The following is a 17,146-nucleotide window of genomic DNA, read 5'->3' on the forward strand; positions in this document are numbered from 1 at the left end:
ATAAAAAGGAGACCTTTTCTCCCAGGCTCATATTCCCTCTAGTTGTAATAATTTACCTTTTATTTAAATAACGCACCTTATGCTTTATTCACAAACTTTTTTTCTTACTTCTACTGTGGCTATTCATACATCCTAGATCTTTCCATCCATTTCAATCTCATAATGCTTTTAATTCGACATATAAGGGACTAATCCTCTTTAATGTACCCCCTTATAAATGCTAAATAAGCAATAACAAGACAGAATAACTCACCAAACCAAGAAAAAAAGCAACGAAACTGCTCTCTCTTTCTTCTGGCAACTCTTCCTTTAGTACATTTAATATTATCCCACCTGCCAAGAATGCTGTGAGCAATGAGATATAAACTTCTTTTAATTCTGTAAATACTCCAACTACCCATCCTAATAATATTGCCAATGTCAGTAACCATCTTCCTAAATGGTCATATATTTCTTTGTGATCTTTCCTTAGACTGTGATCATTGGTAACAAAATGAACCGCCATTGCTAAGAAGTAGAAAAACATCCCCCAATGACTTTTATATGTTTCTCTAATCAAAAGGTAGCCTATTAGCGCATTATATACAAAAAAAGATGTTATATGAATCCAGAATACACCGGGTTTCGTTTTTTTCATACCACTTTCTTTTTTTGAATTCTTCACCATTCTTTCTAGTCCATAGAAAATAGTCAATCCCAGTAGAGCTATCAGATAGGCGTGATTCTCAAATAGGTGAAAGACTCCTTTAGCTCCTGCTTGCTCCAATACTCTTTGATGTTTACTTAATTCGGGCAATAGATGGATAAATACATAAGAAACAGCAATCCCTCCCGCAATGGAGAGAAACCTACTTCTAGGTGAATCTTTGATAAACTTCATTGCTTTAGAAAAGAAATGAATAAAAATAAAGCCAATTGCAAAAACAAAACTTAGACTAATCGTCATTTAAATCCCATCCAATTTTTAGTTATGTACATTAAATAACCTAAATCTACATAACAAAACCATACTCGGAAGATTACAACCTATCTACTCTGCTCATTTTAAGAATATCCTTCTTTAACTTTCCAATTCTATTCCAGTAAAACCTTGAAGATTCCTATGCTAAAAGAGCATTAATTATCTAAGTTTTTCTTTCACTTGGTTTAAGTGGTGGATATCGTGTTCCAAAAATATTTCAATGAATTTTTCTGGTGAAAATGAGTTTGGCTCATTTTCGATATGAAATTCGATATCCCTATCAAGCTCTTTTAACTCTTTCACTAATTGTTTCCGTGTTTTTGCGAAATCGTCGATTATCTCCCTAACATTTTTATATTTCTTTAAATGGGCGACAGCTTCCTTGTTATGTAAATCGTGATTGGGAAAAGGCGGTAAAACCATCTCGTTAGCCATCAAAGGTACCATCTTTTCTAATATAAATTTATCCCAATAAAACAAATGTCCCACTATCTCTCTAATGGACCACTTTCCTTCTGAAATAGGTTCATTAAGGATTTTTTCAGGATAGTCCTTTAATTCAAATAATTTTTCAATTATGTCTTCATATTGATTGATTTTATTCATTTTCTAAGCCCCCCCAAAAGTTAGGAAAAAACCAAACGAACGTATGTTCACTTTTATAATAACAAGAAAATTCAGCTTATTCAACCATGCTACCCTGTTAGTCCAAAGAGAAATGAATTCCTAGATAAAGATGGAGTAGCAAAACTTGTGTTTGCTACTCCCATTCATACTATATTTTCAGATACAATCATCTACAAATAAATTCTTCTAACTTTTTTAGGAATATTAGGAACTATCAATATATTAAATATACTTTCTTTTTAAAGAAAGGCCTCCGTTACTCTAAGTACATCATTTCACAAAATCTTATACTACTGAAAGAACCTGATTATCGTTTATCTTCCCCTTTTATATTTCTATTATTTCAACTAACCCCTTTAGTTACTGAAATAATCAAAAAAAAGAATAACAACTTATGTCAATTTCCTTTAATCAAATATCTATCACATGGAATTATTTGTATCTGATTTCTTAAATATTCCTACTAAAAGCAAACTTAATCCTATGATAAAACCTATTGGGAATAATAAAGAAAGTGCTAGTTCAATAAGACATTTAACGCTTATTACAATAAAAGAGATTTATAAATTTCTCCAATAATCCCTTTCAATTGATGCACACCTAATTCTGCATTCGTCATAATAACGGCACCTTTCTCTATGTGTGGGTACGCCACCATCATACATTGAAAACCTACTCCCCATCCCATAGATGTAATTTCTAATTCTTTTTCGGAACCATCTAAAAATACACCTAATCCAGTCCAGCTTTTTCCTATTTGAGAAGTTATCATTTCTTTAGCTAATCTTTTTGAAATTCCAATTTTACTTTCTCCTTTTAATGCATTCATTAACTCAAGGACTAGTGTAGCTAAATCTAATGCAGTCGTCCATAATCCTGCAGCTGCAGGATAAGGGTAGATAGGATATTTTTCTTCTACCAACTTACCGTTTTTATTATGACCACAAGAAAACTCCTTTTTACCTATCTCGAACATCGTTGTATTTAAATAGCTATTTTCCATTTTCAATGGCTTAAATATTAGCTCATTTACCACATGATTAAACTGCTTTTTCGTTACATCTTCTATTAGTTGCTGAATAATACAATAGCCCGCGTCAGAATAATGAAATTCACTTTCTGGCTCGAATTGCACCTCAATAGGAACTTTACAATAATGGGATTTTCCCTCTAACAATTCAACCATCGAGGGAAACCCTATATCTAAATTCTGTTCAAAAAAACTACCTTCAGGGTCCTTGATTCCCGATTGATGACTAAGTAAGTTTCTTAAAGTAACTTTTTTATTTTTTGTATATTTATTTTCAGGCACTTTCCACGTTACAAGTCTTTCATTTACACTTTCATCTAAATCAAGAAGCCCTTCATCCAGTAACTTTATTGCTATTATTCCAGTCAGGAACTTACTAATGGAACATGCACTGAAAATAGAATCATCACTTACCTTTCTATCGCTTTTCACTTCAAGTAAACCATAGTTTTTTGTTCCACTGATTTGACCTTCTTCGAATAATGCAATACTTAAACCGTTTACATTATAATATTCCATTCGTTCTTCCATATGGATGTTTCGTAAGTTCATCATTCTCACCCCAGATAACTTTATAATGAAACTATAACACGAATATACGTTCTTATACATATATTTGGAAAAATAATTTTGCTCTGTTTATTGAACAAGAATCGTACACATTTATGTGTAGTTTGGAAATTAATAATTTAAATATGCTTAAATATTCTTCTTCAAACAACAAAAAACCCACTTTCTGTATGGTTCCAATTCCATACCAAAAAGTGAGTTTTCCCTTATCCTTATCTAGCTTACTCGCCTAAATCGACGTTATGATATACTTGCTGCACATCATCTAAATTAAGGCTGCTATTTATATTACTATATCAATGTTTTCACTAATCATTTAGTGTATGAAGTTATTAACATTTATTATAATTTAAATTATCTAGTCGTTAATGATAATAGGTTTTCTTTGGAAGTTAAAGCTAGATAAAAGAGACATTTTTTCATGAGGATTAGGTTATATTCCCCTTTCTCTATAATTTAAAATAAAAAGACCCCCACCAGTTAAGGTAAGAGTCCTTTTAAATGTAATGACAACAACTGCCATTAAACAATACACCCTATCATAGATAGGTGTCAGACGATCACGACAAGGTGATCTAACATAATTTATACTCTAATAATAAACAATAACTTTCTTTATGTCAAGAGATAAACATATATCCTATCTATGAAAGAGTACGTTATTATTTTATTCAATATTATCAATATTATGCTAGGCGGTCAAAGATTTAATATCCAAACATATACATTAATCTGGACTTCAATAATTTCATATCTTTCTTTTCAATATTAAATATCAAATCACCAATACGACTAATGTCTATAGTTTTAATATCTTCACATTTTATAGCTGATAATTCTTCTAATTCCTTGTATTTATTTTTATATAAAAAGAAATGATTTTTATACTTAGGTATTTTCTTTCCATGAGCCACACTATAAGGGAATTTTGTAGATATAGGTATAACCACTACAGTTTCCCCAGTATTTAAGTGATTAGGAGAGACTATTACTGCAGGTCTAGTTTTATTTTTCTCAGCACCCAAATTACCTTTCCCAAAATTGACCCAATACACTCCACCACGAAAAACATCTCTAATTGGTGGCTTTTTACCTCTTACTTTTGGTTTACTGGCATGTGAATTTAGCATTTTTTCTTTATCATCCATTAATTTGTATTTTTCAGATAACCATTCTGCTGATTGTCTAATATTCTCATTTTTATTCCACGGCATAACTTTACCTCCCATATTTCTCTATATTTTACCATATTAAGAGAATAGCAGGGAGGAAATTATTCGAAATAAAGAACATTTTGTCAGTTGTTGCGGTTTCCGGGGAAATCTTTGAGAACTTGGAAATTTAACTCCGAGTCTTTTTATGCTATTCGTTATTTACCATTTCACTAATTGTGTTTTCAAGTTCTTCGATACGCTGCTCTAAAGAAGTTATATAAACCCTTGCAGTAGGATATACAAGTCCTTTCAAACTAACTCGTAAATCGACAACTTCTGAAGGTTGAGGATTTTCATTAATTAATTTATCCACTTGAGCTTGAAAACCTTCTCCATATGATTGAACATTTTTTATATGGTACTTCAATACGTTTTAAATTATCATTAAAAAGGTTTCGGTAATCTCTATTTATATTTGTCCCTAATGTTGGATAAGGATAATTAGGCATCTATAATACTCCTTTCAAGTAATAAAAGGATACTTTTATTTAGTAGTATCCTTTGTTTGTTTCAACTCATTTAATTGTCCTTCTAAATCTTGTATGTATGCGTCTTTCATTGCTAAGGTCACCTGTAAATTAGCCAATTGTTGAGCAAGATTCCCCATTACGATTTGTTCATTTACAGTAACTTGTTTTTTCTCAGCCATTTTCAATTCACCGCCATTTCTAAATCAGCAATTTTATGTTCAGCTTCTTCTAACCTTGTTATTAGTTCTTGAGTAGCTTTCCTGTTCATAGATAAACCTTTATACATATTAATTGTGTCACCTTTTCTAAGCATAGGTGCCGCTTCTGCAATAAAACCTATTTGTTTATTGTCGTATATACCTTCATTTAAATCACTTTTCAAGAAATATGTGAATACCGGATGATCTTTTACAATATCCATACCACTCTCTGAGAATGGTTCGATATTGTCTTTATAAAGTACACTAGATGCTGGATTGAATTCGCTCGCATATATTGGTCTATAAGTAACTCCATTACCTTCGTTGTATCCAGCGTGATCTGTAACTCTAACAGCTCAGTATACATCATCTAATAACAAACAAAAAACCCACTTTCCATATGAATTTAATTTCATACAAAAAATGAGTTTAGTTTATCATCATAAATATTATGATTTTTGATATAGTATATCGTAGCTTAAGCTCCAACTCCCTTTCTGTATGGTTCCAATTCCATACCAAAAAGTGAGTTTTCCCTTATCCTTATCTAGCTTACTCGCCTAAATCGACGTTATGATATACTTGCTGCACATCATCTAAATCTTCAATCGCATCAATCATTTTCTCGAATTGTGCTTGTGCGTCTGGATCTAATGTTACATCGTTTTGTGCAAGCATTGTTAGCTCGGCTACGGTGAATTCTGTTACACCAGCTTGTTTAAATGCTTCTTGTACAGCGTGGAATTGATCTGGCTCTGCGTATACAATAACAGAATCTTCTTCTTCCATAATATCGCGTACATCTACATCTGCTTCCATTAGAAGCTCTAATGCTTCTTCTTCTGTTTTTCCTTCTACCCCAATAACGGCTGTTGCATCAAACATATAAGAAACGGAACCACTTACTCCCATGTTTCCACCATTTTTACCAAATGCGGCACGAACATCTGAAGCTGTTCTGTTTACGTTATTTGTTAAAGCATCAACGATTACCATCGAACCGTTAGGACCAAAGCCTTCATAGCGAAGCTCATCATATGTTTCTTCGGAACCGCCTTTTGCTTTTTCAATTGCACGGTCAATAATATGTTTTGGTACACTATATGTTTTTGCGCGCTCTAGGACAACTTTTAGCGCTTGATTAGATTCTGGATCTGGTTCCCCTTGTTTTGCCGCTACAAAAATTTCACGGCCGAATTTTGCATAAATACGACTAGTATTTGCATCTTTTGAAGCTTTTTTGTCTTTAATATTGTTCCATTTACGACCCATTATGAACACTCTCTTTCTGCTTATACATTCAACTTATTTATTATAGATAAAAACACAGCATTTCTTCAACTTTTATTGATTGTATTTCGCGTTTATCTACCTGCCATTTCTTAAAGCCACTAACATTATACATGAAATGGCCATTTTATTCAGCTTTTTGTTAAAAACTTTGTGGCAAAGCTTAGACAAATTTGTCCAGAGAAAATTCTAACATTACTTTTATATCCGCTATTTAGGCTCCTTCTCTATACATTAGTCGGAAATTCTCCGCTTATTCGTTCTCCTGCTACTAAAAAATCACAATGAATAATAACAGCGCCTAATACAAAAAACTTGCAACAAATAAAAAGTTACAAGTTTTTATATCTATCACTGGTTTTGCACTAATAGCTTTTCTCTCATTCCCTTTGCTGCCTCTACCATTACTTCTAGTGCACCGATTGTTTCCTCTTCATTCCTTGTCTTCAAGCCACAATCCGGATTAATCCAGAATAAGCGTGGATCAAGAACAGCTAGAGCGTTTTCGATGTTTTCGGTAATTTCTTCTTTTGTTGGCACTCTTGGACTATGTATATCATATACGCCAAGTCCAATTCCTTTTTCGTATGTTTTCTTTGCAAATGTTTGAATAAATTCCCCGTGACTTCTGGATGTTTCGATAGAAATCACATCGACATCGAGTGCATCAATGGCATCAATAATGTCCTCAAAATTCGAGTAGCACATATGTGTATGAATTTGCGTTTCTCTTTCCACAGACGTTGTTGCAAGTTTAAAAGAGTAGACAGCTGCATCTAAATATTTCTTCCATTTTTCTTTTTTTAGTGGCAGTCCTTCCCGAAGAGCTGGTTCATCTACTTGAATCATACGAATATTGTTTCTCTCAAGCTCCTCCACTTCTTTCTTGAGACTGAAAGCGATTTGCTTCGCTACTTCTGCTCTTGAAATATCATCTCTTACAAATGACCAGTTCAAAATGGTGATTGGCCCTGTCAGCATTCCTTTTACAGGTTTAGTCGTCAGACTTTGCGCATAGACCGTTTCTTTCACGGTCATTGGATTCTCATATGCGACATCACCATAAATAATGGGTGGCTTCACACAACGAGAACCATAGGATTGAACCCAAGCAAACCTAGTAAACTGAAAGCCGGCTAGCTTCTCACCAAAATACTCCACCATATCTGTCCGTTCAAATTCTCCATGAACAAATACTTCTAACTCTAAATCCTCTTGTATCTCTATCCATTTTTTAATTTCTGCTTGAATAAAAGTCTCATACTCTTCATTGGTTATTTCTCCTTTTCGCCATTTTAACCGCTCCTTCCGCACTTCCTTCGTCTGTGGAAAACTTCCGATTGTCGTTGTCGGAAGAATTGGAAGTTTGAAAGCTTCTTGTTGTGCTTGCTGTCTTATTTTTGCATTATCGCTTCTTTCTGGTTTGCCAGCAGCCCTTTTTAATTCTTCTTGAAGAACTTGATTATTTCTTGCACTGGACGAGTTCAATCTAATAATCGCTTCTTTACTTTTATCGATTTGAGCTCGAATGACTGCTTTTCCTTTTCTGGCTCCCTCTGTTAACGTATTTATTTCTTGTAATTTTTCATCTGCAAAGGAAAGTGCCTCTTTTAAAATCAAATCTATTTGCTCTTCCTTCACCGTTACTGGTACATGAAGCAAGCTTGATGACGGCTGGATGATTATCTTGTCACTTCCGATAGCCTTCTGTATTTCTGCAAGCAGCTCTCCCTTTTCTTCCAAATTAGCTCTCCACACATTTCTGCCATCAATAATACCTGCAGCAAGGACTTTCTCTTTTGGAAATCCATATTGCTGAATAGATGCTAAATTCTCTCCGTCATCGTGAACAAAATCTAAACCAATTCCTGCGACAGGTAACGAAATAATCGTTTTATAATCTGTCACAGCGTCAAAATAGGTTTGAAGAATCACTTTTAATTTTGGGGCCGCCTTTTGCAATGTTTGATAGATTTGCTGTGTAATGTTCCATTCTCTTGGTGTGACATCTGTAACTAAATATGGTTCATCTATTTGAAGCCATTCCACTCCCTCTCTTTCTAGCTCTGTTAAAATTTGTGCATATAAAGGGAGATAAGATTCCACTGTTTCTTCTAGCTTATCTTCTTCATAGCCTTTTGCTAATTTTATAAAGGTCAGTGGTCCTAACAATACCGGTTTTCCCTCGATTCCTAATGCTTCCTTTGCTTCCCGGAAAAATGCCAGTGGGCGATTCTCTGTTAATAGTGGCTTTCTTTCTCCCAGCTCTGGCACCATATAATGATAGTTTGTATTGAACCATTTTTTCATGGCTGATGCTACTGCAAACTTATTTCCTCTAGCAATCTGAAAATAAGTTTGCAAGGGAACCTTCCCCCCATTATAAGCAAATCTAGCTGGCACTTGCCCAAACATCGCAGCCGTATCTAATACATGATCGTAGAGACTAAAATCACCGACAGGAATTAAATCAATTCCTTGAAGCTTTTGCTTTTGTATGTTTTTTAATCGAAGCTTTTTCGTTTCTTCCAGCAGCTCTTCTTCCGAACTCTCCCCCTTCCAATAACGCTCCAATGCTCTTTTCCATTCTCGTTTCTCTCCAATTCTTGGATAGCCTAAATTAGAACTTTTATACATGCTGTTTCCCCATTTCCGATTTTTTTATCTCTAGCAAAAGTTAGTCAAAAAAAGAGCCGGACGTCCACATATCTATATAGAAGCTCTCTACTTTCTTGCTTCCTAGATAAACAGTGGAGTCAGACTCTTATGAGATTTCTCATTTAAGTTCAGCACTAACTAGAGTTGAGACAATTCTTCTCCCAACACATATTCTCCCTCCTCTATATCCACGTAGAGTAGCTTACTTACAAATAGGCAGGTCTCCTGACTTAGGATCATCACTCCTTCTCTCCTTCCCATCTAGTTAAGACAGTGGATATGAGAATTTGTTCCTCCTTACAGTGGCGGGACCGCGCCGGATTCTAACCGGTCTTCCCTTTTAAGCCATGAATGGGAATTCATAAGCACCTATTTGCGCTATTTAATTTTCAGTTCATTTCTATAATAAAAAATAAAAACCTCCCTTTATAAAAAAGAGAGGTTTCGTCGTGTATCTTTATCCCCCTCTTATCTTTCAAAGCATCATCGCTTTGCTGGAATTAGCACCTTTTCTTAAAAAAGAATGGTTGCTGAGGTATCAACGGGCCAGTCCCTCCACCTCTCTACATAAGAGTTTTTTATGTACTTTTTCGAATTAACAAAATATTAGCACGGTAATTTCTCATTGTCAATTCTTGTTTTACATACTGTATATAATTTTTTATTTCTTTTGGATACGTAAAATTTTCAAGATTATTCCCTTTTACATGCCTTTTCCTATTTTTACATAATAGATTTCTTTCCAGCCCTTCTTGATTACGAACACTTGTTCTGTTATGATAAAAAAGTAAGGAGATGATTTAGATGCTGCGCGATCGAGGCACAATTAAATGGTCAGCGATGATGATGCCTGAACATGTTCAAAGTATAAAAGAGATTTTAGTGGAATCACAAAAAATAAAAATGCCTATTTTAGAAGAAGATAAAATACGCGAAATGGAGTTACTGTTACTTGAAGGAATCGAATATATTCTTTTGCTTCACTTTGAGATTTTTCATGATGGAGCTATCAGATGTTTATCTGGAAAAACAACTTCTATAGACCATCTAAACCGAGAGCTTCGTATTCTCGATACGAATAATCATACGCACTCCATTCCTTTTCCCAGCTTGGTAAACATACAAAATGATTAATAAAAGGAGCATTACCGTGTTTGATTATACGCAATTTCCAAATAGATCCATTCTTTGTGTAGATATGAAAAGCTTTTATGCGAGCATTATTGCTGTCACAGAAGGATTAGATCCTCTCACCTGCCATCTTGTGGTTGTTGGCAATACCGACCAAAAGGGCAGTGTCGTCTTAGCGGCATCTCCTGCCATGAAGAAAGACTTTCGCATAAAAACAGGCTCAAGACTTTTTGAACTACCAGATGATCCAAGAATTATCGTGCGAAATCCGAAAATGGGACTATTCATTCGAGTATCGACCGAGATAACGAAATTATTTTTCCGATATGTGCCCCCCTCTGCTGTCCATACCTATTCTGTCGATGAAAGCTTTCTTGATGTAAGTGGAATGGGAAAAACCTTTGGCACACCAATGGAAATAGCTCAGAAAATGAAAGGCGATATTATGCGCGAGTTTGGGCTGCCTTCGACAATTGGCATCGGACCCAATATGCTCATGGCAAAGCTTTGTCTTGATTTAGAAGCGAAAAAAGTAGATGGTGGTATAAGCACATGGTCTTATGAGGACATTCCCCATAAATTATGGCCTATTTCCCCGCTGCGCGATATGTGGGGAATTGGAAAACGAACAGAAAAAACGTTAAACAATATGGGGATATTTTCGGTTGGCCAGTTAGCACGCTATGATTTAACCTTACTTGAGAAGAAATTTGGGATTATGGGGAATCAGCTTTACCACCATGCCTGGGGAATTGATTTATCGGAAATTGGTGCACCCATTATGCAAGGACAAATTAGCTACGGGAAAAGCCAGATATTGCTGCGAGATTATAAAGAAATCCACGAAATAAAATCCGTTCTCCTTGAAATGTGTGAGGATGTAGCAAAAAGAGCCAGAAGCAATCATCATGCAGGAAGAACCATCACTTTAGGAATTTCTTACAGCAAAGATGAATTTGGCGGTGGTTTTCAACGATCTCGAACAATCGAAAACCCAACAAATGTAACGATGATTATTTATCAGGTCTGCCTTGAATTATTTCACGAAAACTACCGGGGACAAACGGTTAGACAAATTTCTGTTTCTATTACAAAATTAGAGAATGATTATGAAATGCAATTAGATTTATTTGACACAGGCGGGTGGAAAAAAAGGAAGCTTGGCTATGTTGTCGATACGATTCGAAATCGCTATGGCTCGACCGCCATCTTGCGTGCTGTTTCCTACACCTCTGGGGGTACAGCCCTAAAGCGCGCTAATTTACTTGGTGGACATAAAAAATAAGAAATGAGGTGGATTGATGTTAAAACAAATTCGATTAAAAGAGGAAAGCATTCCTTCCAAAAATACTTATCCCTTTATAATCCCTGCACTCCGCCATTTTAGCTCCCTTGATTTTAAAAAGAAGGTGACGTTTTTTGTTGGGGAAAATGGCTCTGGAAAGTCTACCTTGCTTGAAGCTATTGCCTATCAATGCCAATTTAATACAGCAGGCGGTGGCAGAAATAACAGCTATGATGTTCATTCTTCCCAATCCGATTTGGGAGAATATCTACAGTTATCATGGTCTCCTACTAAGCTTACGAACGGATTTTTTCTGCGGGCGGAATCCTTTTATGAATTTGCTACACATATTGATCAACTAGAAAGTGCGAATAAATATGCGAGTTATGGCGGAAAATCATTATTACAGCAGTCCCATGGCGAATCCTTCCTATCTCTCTTTCTTCACCGTTTTAAAGGAGAAGCGATTTATTTATTAGATGAGCCGGAAGCTGCGCTATCACCACAACGGCAATTAAGCTTTCTCCGCATCCTCCATGATTTAGCAGAGACCGAAGAATGCCAATTTATTATTGCGACTCATTCTCCGATTTTATTAGGCTATCCGAATGCGACAATTCTTAGCTTTGATGGCGACCAAATGGAGGAAGTCGAATACGAAAATACAGAGCATTATCAAATTACCAAATACTTTTTACAATATCGAGAGAAAATGCTGCGAGATATATTGGAGGAAGAAATAGAGGGTATGTAAAAATTGGATATTCTCCTCTTAATCAGTAAATAGTATAACTATCTGATTACTTAAGGAGATTATTATGATTGGATTATTACTCTCTGTCTTTATCTTTAATTTTATTGCCTATATAACGAATAAAAAATTAACGCATAATCAAATTTTACATATATGGATATTTACTATCGCTTTTCAACTGCTGTTTGATTTATATATTGATGTAGGATACCATGCCTACTGGTACTTCAGTAAATCAGAGGTGGATTGGGAATCAATCATTCATATTTTACTATTGGTACCACCTGTAAATATTATTTTCCTAAATCTTTATCCGATGAAGAAAAAGATTCTATATAAAATTTTATTTATTTTCATGTGGAATCTTATCATTGTAGGATATGAATGGTTCACTTTATTACCATCACCATGGGGATATTTTCATTATGGCTGGTGGAAAATCTCCTACTCCTTTTGCATCAATCCCATTTTACTATTTATTTTAATAAAATATTATAAGCTAGTAACCAAACTGGAGAAGAAATCCCGTTCGGCGACGGAATGATTATTCTGTTGCTTCTTGAGATCATAACGAATACTCCTTTAGCAACTCCCTCTTTTCTTTCTTCTACATTTTGACTTAAAATGATGAAACGTTTTATTCTATACACCGATTAAAACAGCCCTTATACCTATTGACTTCACTATTCCGAACGGAAATCAGGACTATCAACTCATATTTTTTTATAAAGTAATAAAAAAATACGACTTTATACCTTGAATTAACCGAATAAAGTGGTAAAATTAAATTTGGGCAAATTTTACGAAAGTAAAAGACGCAAAGCCACGGGCCTAACGCAATTGCTATGGTAGCCGGGTTGCCAAGATTATACATATATCTTGTTGAAAAATCTTCCTGTCTAATTTGCCTTATAAAATTAGAAAAGAGGAATGTTATGTTTTATCCAACCGTTGTAACTGAAAAGCCGTGTATTAGACATGTTGTAAAGGACAAGAATTACTGTATGTGTGGTTCGAAATACAAATCGTATTCTACCTTTAAAAAATCAGACTTTAAGCGAATTGAATTCAAGCAGCTTACAGATATCACCTGTCCTTACTGCCAGTCCATCATTAATTAATGATGGATTTTTTCCTTTTTCCCCTCTTCGCAGAAAACTCAACTACATAAACAATTTCTATACTCATTCCGCTTCGAATACATTTTTAGGATAATCTCAAAAAATTCACGGAAAATAAAAGCGATTTCATTTTTAATGAAAAACTTTTAAAATGGAGATGACAGCCTATGTCGATTGTCTTTTTACGAATATGCATGGTTCTAATTAGTTGGGGAAGCTTATTGTTTCTTCCGAAATCGATTATCAAAAAGTTTCTTCCTGTTACTTTTTTCTCTGCGTCTATTCTTTTAATCGAGACGCTTTTATCGCTTATCTTTAAATGGTGGAAAGTAAAAGGCGGATTAAATTCTTTAGTCGCAGATGCATTGGGATTTATATTCGGCCCTTTTGTAGCGATTAATATTTGGATATTTCATTTAACACATAAGAAGTTTCTACTATACACACTAATAAACTTCATAATGGATCTTATTTTTGCTTTTCCATTAAATACATTTTTTCAAAAAGTAGGCTTTTATAAATTAAAGAAATTCACCTCTATTCATTTATTCTTTATTTCATATGGCCTGTCTTTTCTTAATTACTGGTTTCAAAAATTTATTGTATCAGATAAAAATATAGAGAATGCTCACTAAGAAGCATTCCCTAATCTTTATCTGGCTTCCCATTCAGCAACTTCTTTACGGACAAGTGGAGCTACTTCTGTTCCAAGCAATTCAATTGCTCTAAGCACTTGATCATGGGGCATGCTGCCAACGGGAACGTGGAGCATAAACCGAGTAATGCCTACATTTTTGCGAAGAGCAATAATCTTGTCTGCGACCGTGCGCGGATCTCCTACATACAGTGCACCGTTTTCACTCCGCGCTGCATCAAAAGTCTCTCTTGTATAGGCTCCCCATCCTCTTTCTTTTCCAAGAACATTCATGGCATATTGTGTGGATGGGAAGAACGCATCTGCAGCACTTTCTGTTGTCTCTCCAACAAATCCATGGGAATGAGAAGCAACCGTTAATTTCTTCGGATCGTGGCCGACATGCTCTCCTGCACGGTAATAAAGGTCAACAAGTGGAGCAAACTGCGCTGGATTCCCTCCAATAATCGCTAACACTAATGGTAAACCAAGGATACCGGCACGGACAACGGACTCACTGTTCCCACCACTTCCAATCCAAATCGGCAATGGATCCTGTACTGGCCGAGGATAAACCCCAAGATTATTAATACTTGGACGATGCTTTCCACTCCATGTCACTTTTTCAGATGCCTGTAATTTTAAAAGCAAATCTAATTTTTCATCAAATAATTCATTATAATCATTTAAATCATAGCCAAAGAGCGGAAATGATTCGATAAAGGAGCCGCGACCTGCCATAATTTCGGCACGTCCATTTGAGAGTCCGTCCAATGTTGCAAAATCTTGAAATACTCGAACTGGATCATCAGAGGAAAGAACGCTAACTGCACTTGTTAAGCGGATCCGGCTTGTTTGTGTAGCTGCCGCTGCTAAAATCAGCGCAGGTGCTGATGCCGCGTAATCCTTTCGATGATGCTCCCCTACTCCAAAGACATCTAATCCCACTTTATCTGCTAAAATTATTTCCTCTACTACTTGACGAATTCGTTCTGCATGACTAACGACCTTCCCTGAATGAGGGTCTGGTGTCGTTTCCACAAATGTACTTATTCCTATCTCCACTATTGTATATCCCCCTTAATCAAAAGCAAAAAATCAAACTAGGTACTACTTCTCTAATTAAAACAGGAGATGTCTCGAATTACAACTATTGTGTGCTACTGATAAAAAAGTAATGAACTTCCTGCTCCTTTCCCTTACAATAAGGGAAACATACATCATTTAACTGGAGGGATACGATGTTTCAGCATACAATCGATAAAGATTTAGCATTAAGAGTGTTTCGTTTAGACGATGCGGAAGAATTTTTTCAATTAACGATTAAAAATAAAGCCTATTTAAAAGAGTGGCTTGGCTGGCTCGATTATACGAACACAGTAGAAGATACGAAAGAAAATATTCGTGGAAGATTGCAAGGAATGGTGGAAACAGGTGGCTATCCAAAATCAGTAGCTATTTCTTATAAGGGAAAAATTGCTGGAACGATTGGCTACAATGAGATTAACCGTACAAGCAGAATTGGGAAAATCGGCTATTGGTTAGGAGAAGAATATCAAGGAAAGGGAATTATGACAAAAGCATGCGAAGCATTCATTACATATGGCTTTACAGAATTAGATCTTAATCGCATCGAAATTGCCGCAGCAACCGGGAACAAGAAAAGCAGAGCCCTGCCAGAAAGACTAAAATTCACAGAAGAAGGTACGATTAGACAAGCCGAATGGCTTTATGATCATTATGTAGACCATGTTATCTATGGGCTGTTACGCGAAGAATGGGCAAGAAATCATAGCTGATTTGCTTGGAGGGATAAAATGAAAATCATGGAAGTCAGCCCCTTTTCAGAGGATGCAAAAATGCTCATGGAGGAATTATCCTCAACCCTTGAATTTCTAACAGGAAGCAGTGGGCAAAATTCAATTCAATTAGTTGATTTGACGAAACCAAACGCGAAATTCGTTGTTGCGTATGAAAAAGGAATGCCTGTTGGTTGCGGTTCCTTTCGCCCACTCACTCCTGACATTGCCGAAATAAAAAGGATGTATGCGAAATATCCTGGTCAACAAATTGGAAAAACGATCCTTCTGCATTTAGAAGCATTAGCCAAAAAATCCGGCTACAAAAAAATCTGGTTGGAAACAAGAGTAAAAAACAGAAATGCTGTTGCATTCTATCAGAAAAATGGCTATAGCAAAATAGAAAATTATGGGAAATATGAGCATATACCAGAAGCTATATGCTTTGCAAAAGTCTTAGATTAGATGCTCCAATACTATTAGACATAACAAAAAAGGATGGGATACGATTGTTTTATAAACTGACAAAAAAACAACAAGATGATATGATTGCCGATATTCAATTCTTCTTTTCTGAAGAAAGAGAGGAAGACATCTCCGAATTCGCTGCTGAAAGAGTGTTAGACTTCGTGAAGGAATCCCTTGCTCCCCATTTTTATAATGCTGGGGTTAAAGACGCAAGAAAAATAGTCGAAGAAAGAACTAGCGCTCTTGAAGACGAGCTATTAACACTAGAAAGACCGCTTAAATAAGAGCTCTCTATCTTCTACTTCAATCCAAGGGTGAGAGTAAGCTCTCCCCTTCTTTTTGTTCTTTTTCAAAAATTAATTCCATCGTTAAAGCCATCCCACCATTTCCAAAAGGCGGCGTTAGGATACTATGAAGCTGCCCTCCCTTTTTTCCGTCTCCTTACACGAAATATACTTCTTATTGGTTTCATGCTTTTTTCTTACATAAATTTATTTATTTGGCATATATTATAAACGAACAAATGTTCTGAAAAACCTTTAAAAAGAACAAACGTTCTGTTATTATATGGAGTATAGAAGGAGTGTGTTTTTCATGATTAAAGACCGTGGAACAAAAAAATGGGTGGCGATGATGCTGCCAGAACATGTTGCTGCTGTGAAAGAAGAACTATTAAATGAGAAAAAGGTGAAAAAACCAGAATTAGATCAAGAAAAGCTAAATGACATCGATTTACTGATTCACGAAGGAATGGAGTACCATTTATCCCTAAAATTCTCCTTATTCAAACAGGGTTTTATCGAAATACTGATTGGAAGAACAGTTTTTATTGACTACATAAAAAAAGAGCTTCGAATCGAGGATGAAAACAATACCATTCACTACATTCCGTTTCATATGCTAATCGATGTGGAACGTCGATAATTTAGAGGAA

The 17,146-nt window shown here is 35.4% G+C and carries 20 protein-coding genes and 3 riboswitches; of the genes, 10 read left to right on the forward strand and 10 right to left on the reverse strand.

Annotated features, from left to right (window positions below; genetic code table 11):
- Nucleotides 1-220: 220 nt before the first annotated feature.
- The 9 genes from ACTNDN_RS12745 to metE form a co-directional block, all read right to left on the reverse strand.
- Nucleotides 221-946: a hypothetical protein gene (locus ACTNDN_RS12745; protein WP_235247644.1), complete on the reverse strand. Its 726-nt coding sequence runs from the start codon at nucleotides 944-946 to the stop codon at nucleotides 221-223.
- 174 nt (nucleotides 947-1,120) lie between these two features.
- Complete coding sequence (locus ACTNDN_RS12750; RefSeq protein WP_235247645.1) at nucleotides 1,121-1,567, reverse strand: DinB family protein; 447 nt, start codon at nucleotides 1,565-1,567, stop codon at nucleotides 1,121-1,123.
- A 565-nt stretch (nucleotides 1,568-2,132) separates the two neighbouring features.
- Complete coding sequence (locus ACTNDN_RS12755) at nucleotides 2,133-3,170, reverse strand: serine hydrolase domain-containing protein (RefSeq protein WP_235247646.1); 1,038 nt, start codon at nucleotides 3,168-3,170, stop codon at nucleotides 2,133-2,135.
- Between the two features lie 725 nt (nucleotides 3,171-3,895).
- Nucleotides 3,896-4,402: a type II toxin-antitoxin system PemK/MazF family toxin gene (locus ACTNDN_RS12760; protein WP_031538038.1), complete on the reverse strand. Its 507-nt coding sequence runs from the start codon at nucleotides 4,400-4,402 to the stop codon at nucleotides 3,896-3,898.
- 148 nt (nucleotides 4,403-4,550) lie between these two features.
- The gene (locus ACTNDN_RS12765) at nucleotides 4,551-4,715 is read right to left on the reverse strand and encodes a hypothetical protein (RefSeq protein ID WP_155986755.1); all 165 of its coding nucleotides are present in this window, start codon (nucleotides 4,713-4,715) and stop codon (nucleotides 4,551-4,553) included.
- A 171-nt stretch (nucleotides 4,716-4,886) separates the two neighbouring features.
- Nucleotides 4,887-5,051, reverse strand: a complete 165-nt coding sequence (locus tag ACTNDN_RS12770; RefSeq protein ID WP_155986756.1) for a hypothetical protein — start codon at nucleotides 5,049-5,051, stop codon at nucleotides 4,887-4,889.
- 2 nt (nucleotides 5,052-5,053) lie between these two features.
- Nucleotides 5,054-5,368 carry a tail fiber domain-containing protein gene (locus ACTNDN_RS12775; RefSeq protein WP_328283833.1) on the reverse strand — a complete coding sequence of 105 codons (315 nt, stop codon included), beginning with the start codon at nucleotides 5,366-5,368 and terminating at the stop codon, nucleotides 5,054-5,056.
- Between the two features lie 256 nt (nucleotides 5,369-5,624).
- Nucleotides 5,625-6,344 (reverse strand): YebC/PmpR family DNA-binding transcriptional regulator, encoded by a 720-nt coding sequence (locus ACTNDN_RS12780; RefSeq protein WP_031538040.1) that lies wholly within the window; start codon nucleotides 6,342-6,344, stop codon nucleotides 5,625-5,627.
- 369 nt (nucleotides 6,345-6,713) lie between these two features.
- A complete protein-coding gene (gene metE / locus ACTNDN_RS12785; RefSeq protein WP_284561654.1) occupies nucleotides 6,714-8,999 on the reverse strand; it encodes a 5-methyltetrahydropteroyltriglutamate--homocysteine S-methyltransferase in 2,286 nt (761 codons plus the stop codon).
- 219 nt (nucleotides 9,000-9,218) lie between these two features.
- Nucleotides 9,219-9,408, reverse strand: a riboswitch (cobalamin riboswitch).
- 77 nt (nucleotides 9,409-9,485) lie between these two features.
- Nucleotides 9,486-9,594: riboswitch (SAM riboswitch) on the reverse strand.
- A 230-nt stretch (nucleotides 9,595-9,824) separates the two neighbouring features.
- Here metE and ACTNDN_RS12790 point away from each other — a divergent pair.
- From ACTNDN_RS12790 to ACTNDN_RS12815, 6 genes are all read left to right on the forward strand, one after another.
- Nucleotides 9,825-10,154 carry a YolD-like family protein gene (locus ACTNDN_RS12790; RefSeq protein ID WP_441131296.1) on the forward strand — a complete coding sequence of 110 codons (330 nt, stop codon included), beginning with the start codon at nucleotides 9,825-9,827 and terminating at the stop codon, nucleotides 10,152-10,154.
- Nucleotides 10,147-11,436, forward strand: coding sequence for a Y-family DNA polymerase (locus tag ACTNDN_RS12795; RefSeq protein ID WP_441131297.1), 1,290 nt, complete (start codon nucleotides 10,147-10,149; stop codon nucleotides 11,434-11,436). The genes ACTNDN_RS12790 and ACTNDN_RS12795 overlap by 8 nt, the downstream gene beginning before the upstream one ends.
- Before the next feature lie 13 nt (nucleotides 11,437-11,449).
- A complete protein-coding gene (locus tag ACTNDN_RS12800) occupies nucleotides 11,450-12,190 on the forward strand; it encodes an AAA family ATPase (protein WP_031540020.1) in 741 nt (246 codons plus the stop codon).
- A 64-nt stretch (nucleotides 12,191-12,254) separates the two neighbouring features.
- The gene (locus ACTNDN_RS12805; protein WP_031540022.1) at nucleotides 12,255-12,734 is read left to right on the forward strand and encodes a hypothetical protein; all 480 of its coding nucleotides are present in this window, start codon (nucleotides 12,255-12,257) and stop codon (nucleotides 12,732-12,734) included.
- A 238-nt stretch (nucleotides 12,735-12,972) separates the two neighbouring features.
- Nucleotides 12,973-13,055: riboswitch (cyclic di-GMP riboswitch) on the forward strand.
- Between the two features lie 70 nt (nucleotides 13,056-13,125).
- On the forward strand, nucleotides 13,126-13,311 hold the full coding sequence (locus tag ACTNDN_RS12810) for a hypothetical protein (protein WP_155986788.1): 186 nt from the start codon (nucleotides 13,126-13,128) through the stop codon (nucleotides 13,309-13,311).
- Nucleotides 13,312-13,478: 167 nt separating this feature from the next.
- Nucleotides 13,479-13,946: a hypothetical protein gene (locus tag ACTNDN_RS12815; protein ID WP_031540023.1), complete on the forward strand. Its 468-nt coding sequence runs from the start codon at nucleotides 13,479-13,481 to the stop codon at nucleotides 13,944-13,946.
- A gap of 17 nt (nucleotides 13,947-13,963) precedes the next feature.
- Here the strand turns inward: ACTNDN_RS12815 and ACTNDN_RS12820 are convergent, their stop codons facing one another.
- Nucleotides 13,964-15,010, reverse strand: a complete 1,047-nt coding sequence (locus ACTNDN_RS12820) for an LLM class flavin-dependent oxidoreductase (RefSeq protein WP_031540024.1) — start codon at nucleotides 15,008-15,010, stop codon at nucleotides 13,964-13,966.
- A gap of 176 nt (nucleotides 15,011-15,186) precedes the next feature.
- Between ACTNDN_RS12820 and ACTNDN_RS12825 the strand changes: the two genes are divergently transcribed.
- From ACTNDN_RS12825 to ACTNDN_RS12840, 4 genes are all read left to right on the forward strand, one after another.
- Nucleotides 15,187-15,744 (forward strand): GNAT family N-acetyltransferase, encoded by a 558-nt coding sequence (locus tag ACTNDN_RS12825; RefSeq protein ID WP_031540025.1) that lies wholly within the window; start codon nucleotides 15,187-15,189, stop codon nucleotides 15,742-15,744.
- Nucleotides 15,745-15,762: 18 nt separating this feature from the next.
- The gene (locus ACTNDN_RS12830; RefSeq protein ID WP_031540026.1) at nucleotides 15,763-16,209 is read left to right on the forward strand and encodes a GNAT family N-acetyltransferase; all 447 of its coding nucleotides are present in this window, start codon (nucleotides 15,763-15,765) and stop codon (nucleotides 16,207-16,209) included.
- A 44-nt stretch (nucleotides 16,210-16,253) separates the two neighbouring features.
- The gene (locus ACTNDN_RS12835; RefSeq protein WP_031540028.1) at nucleotides 16,254-16,496 is read left to right on the forward strand and encodes a DUF2164 domain-containing protein; all 243 of its coding nucleotides are present in this window, start codon (nucleotides 16,254-16,256) and stop codon (nucleotides 16,494-16,496) included.
- A 310-nt stretch (nucleotides 16,497-16,806) separates the two neighbouring features.
- Entirely contained in the window at nucleotides 16,807-17,136 is a 330-nt protein-coding gene (locus ACTNDN_RS12840; protein WP_031540030.1) for a YolD-like family protein, read from the forward strand.
- The last annotated feature ends 10 nt before the right edge of the window (nucleotides 17,137-17,146 follow it).

The sequence above is a fragment of the Niallia sp. HCP3S3_B10 genome (assembly GCF_052064465.1).
In the GTDB taxonomy this organism is placed as follows: Bacteria; Bacillota; Bacilli; order Bacillales; family Cytobacillaceae; genus Niallia; species Niallia hominis.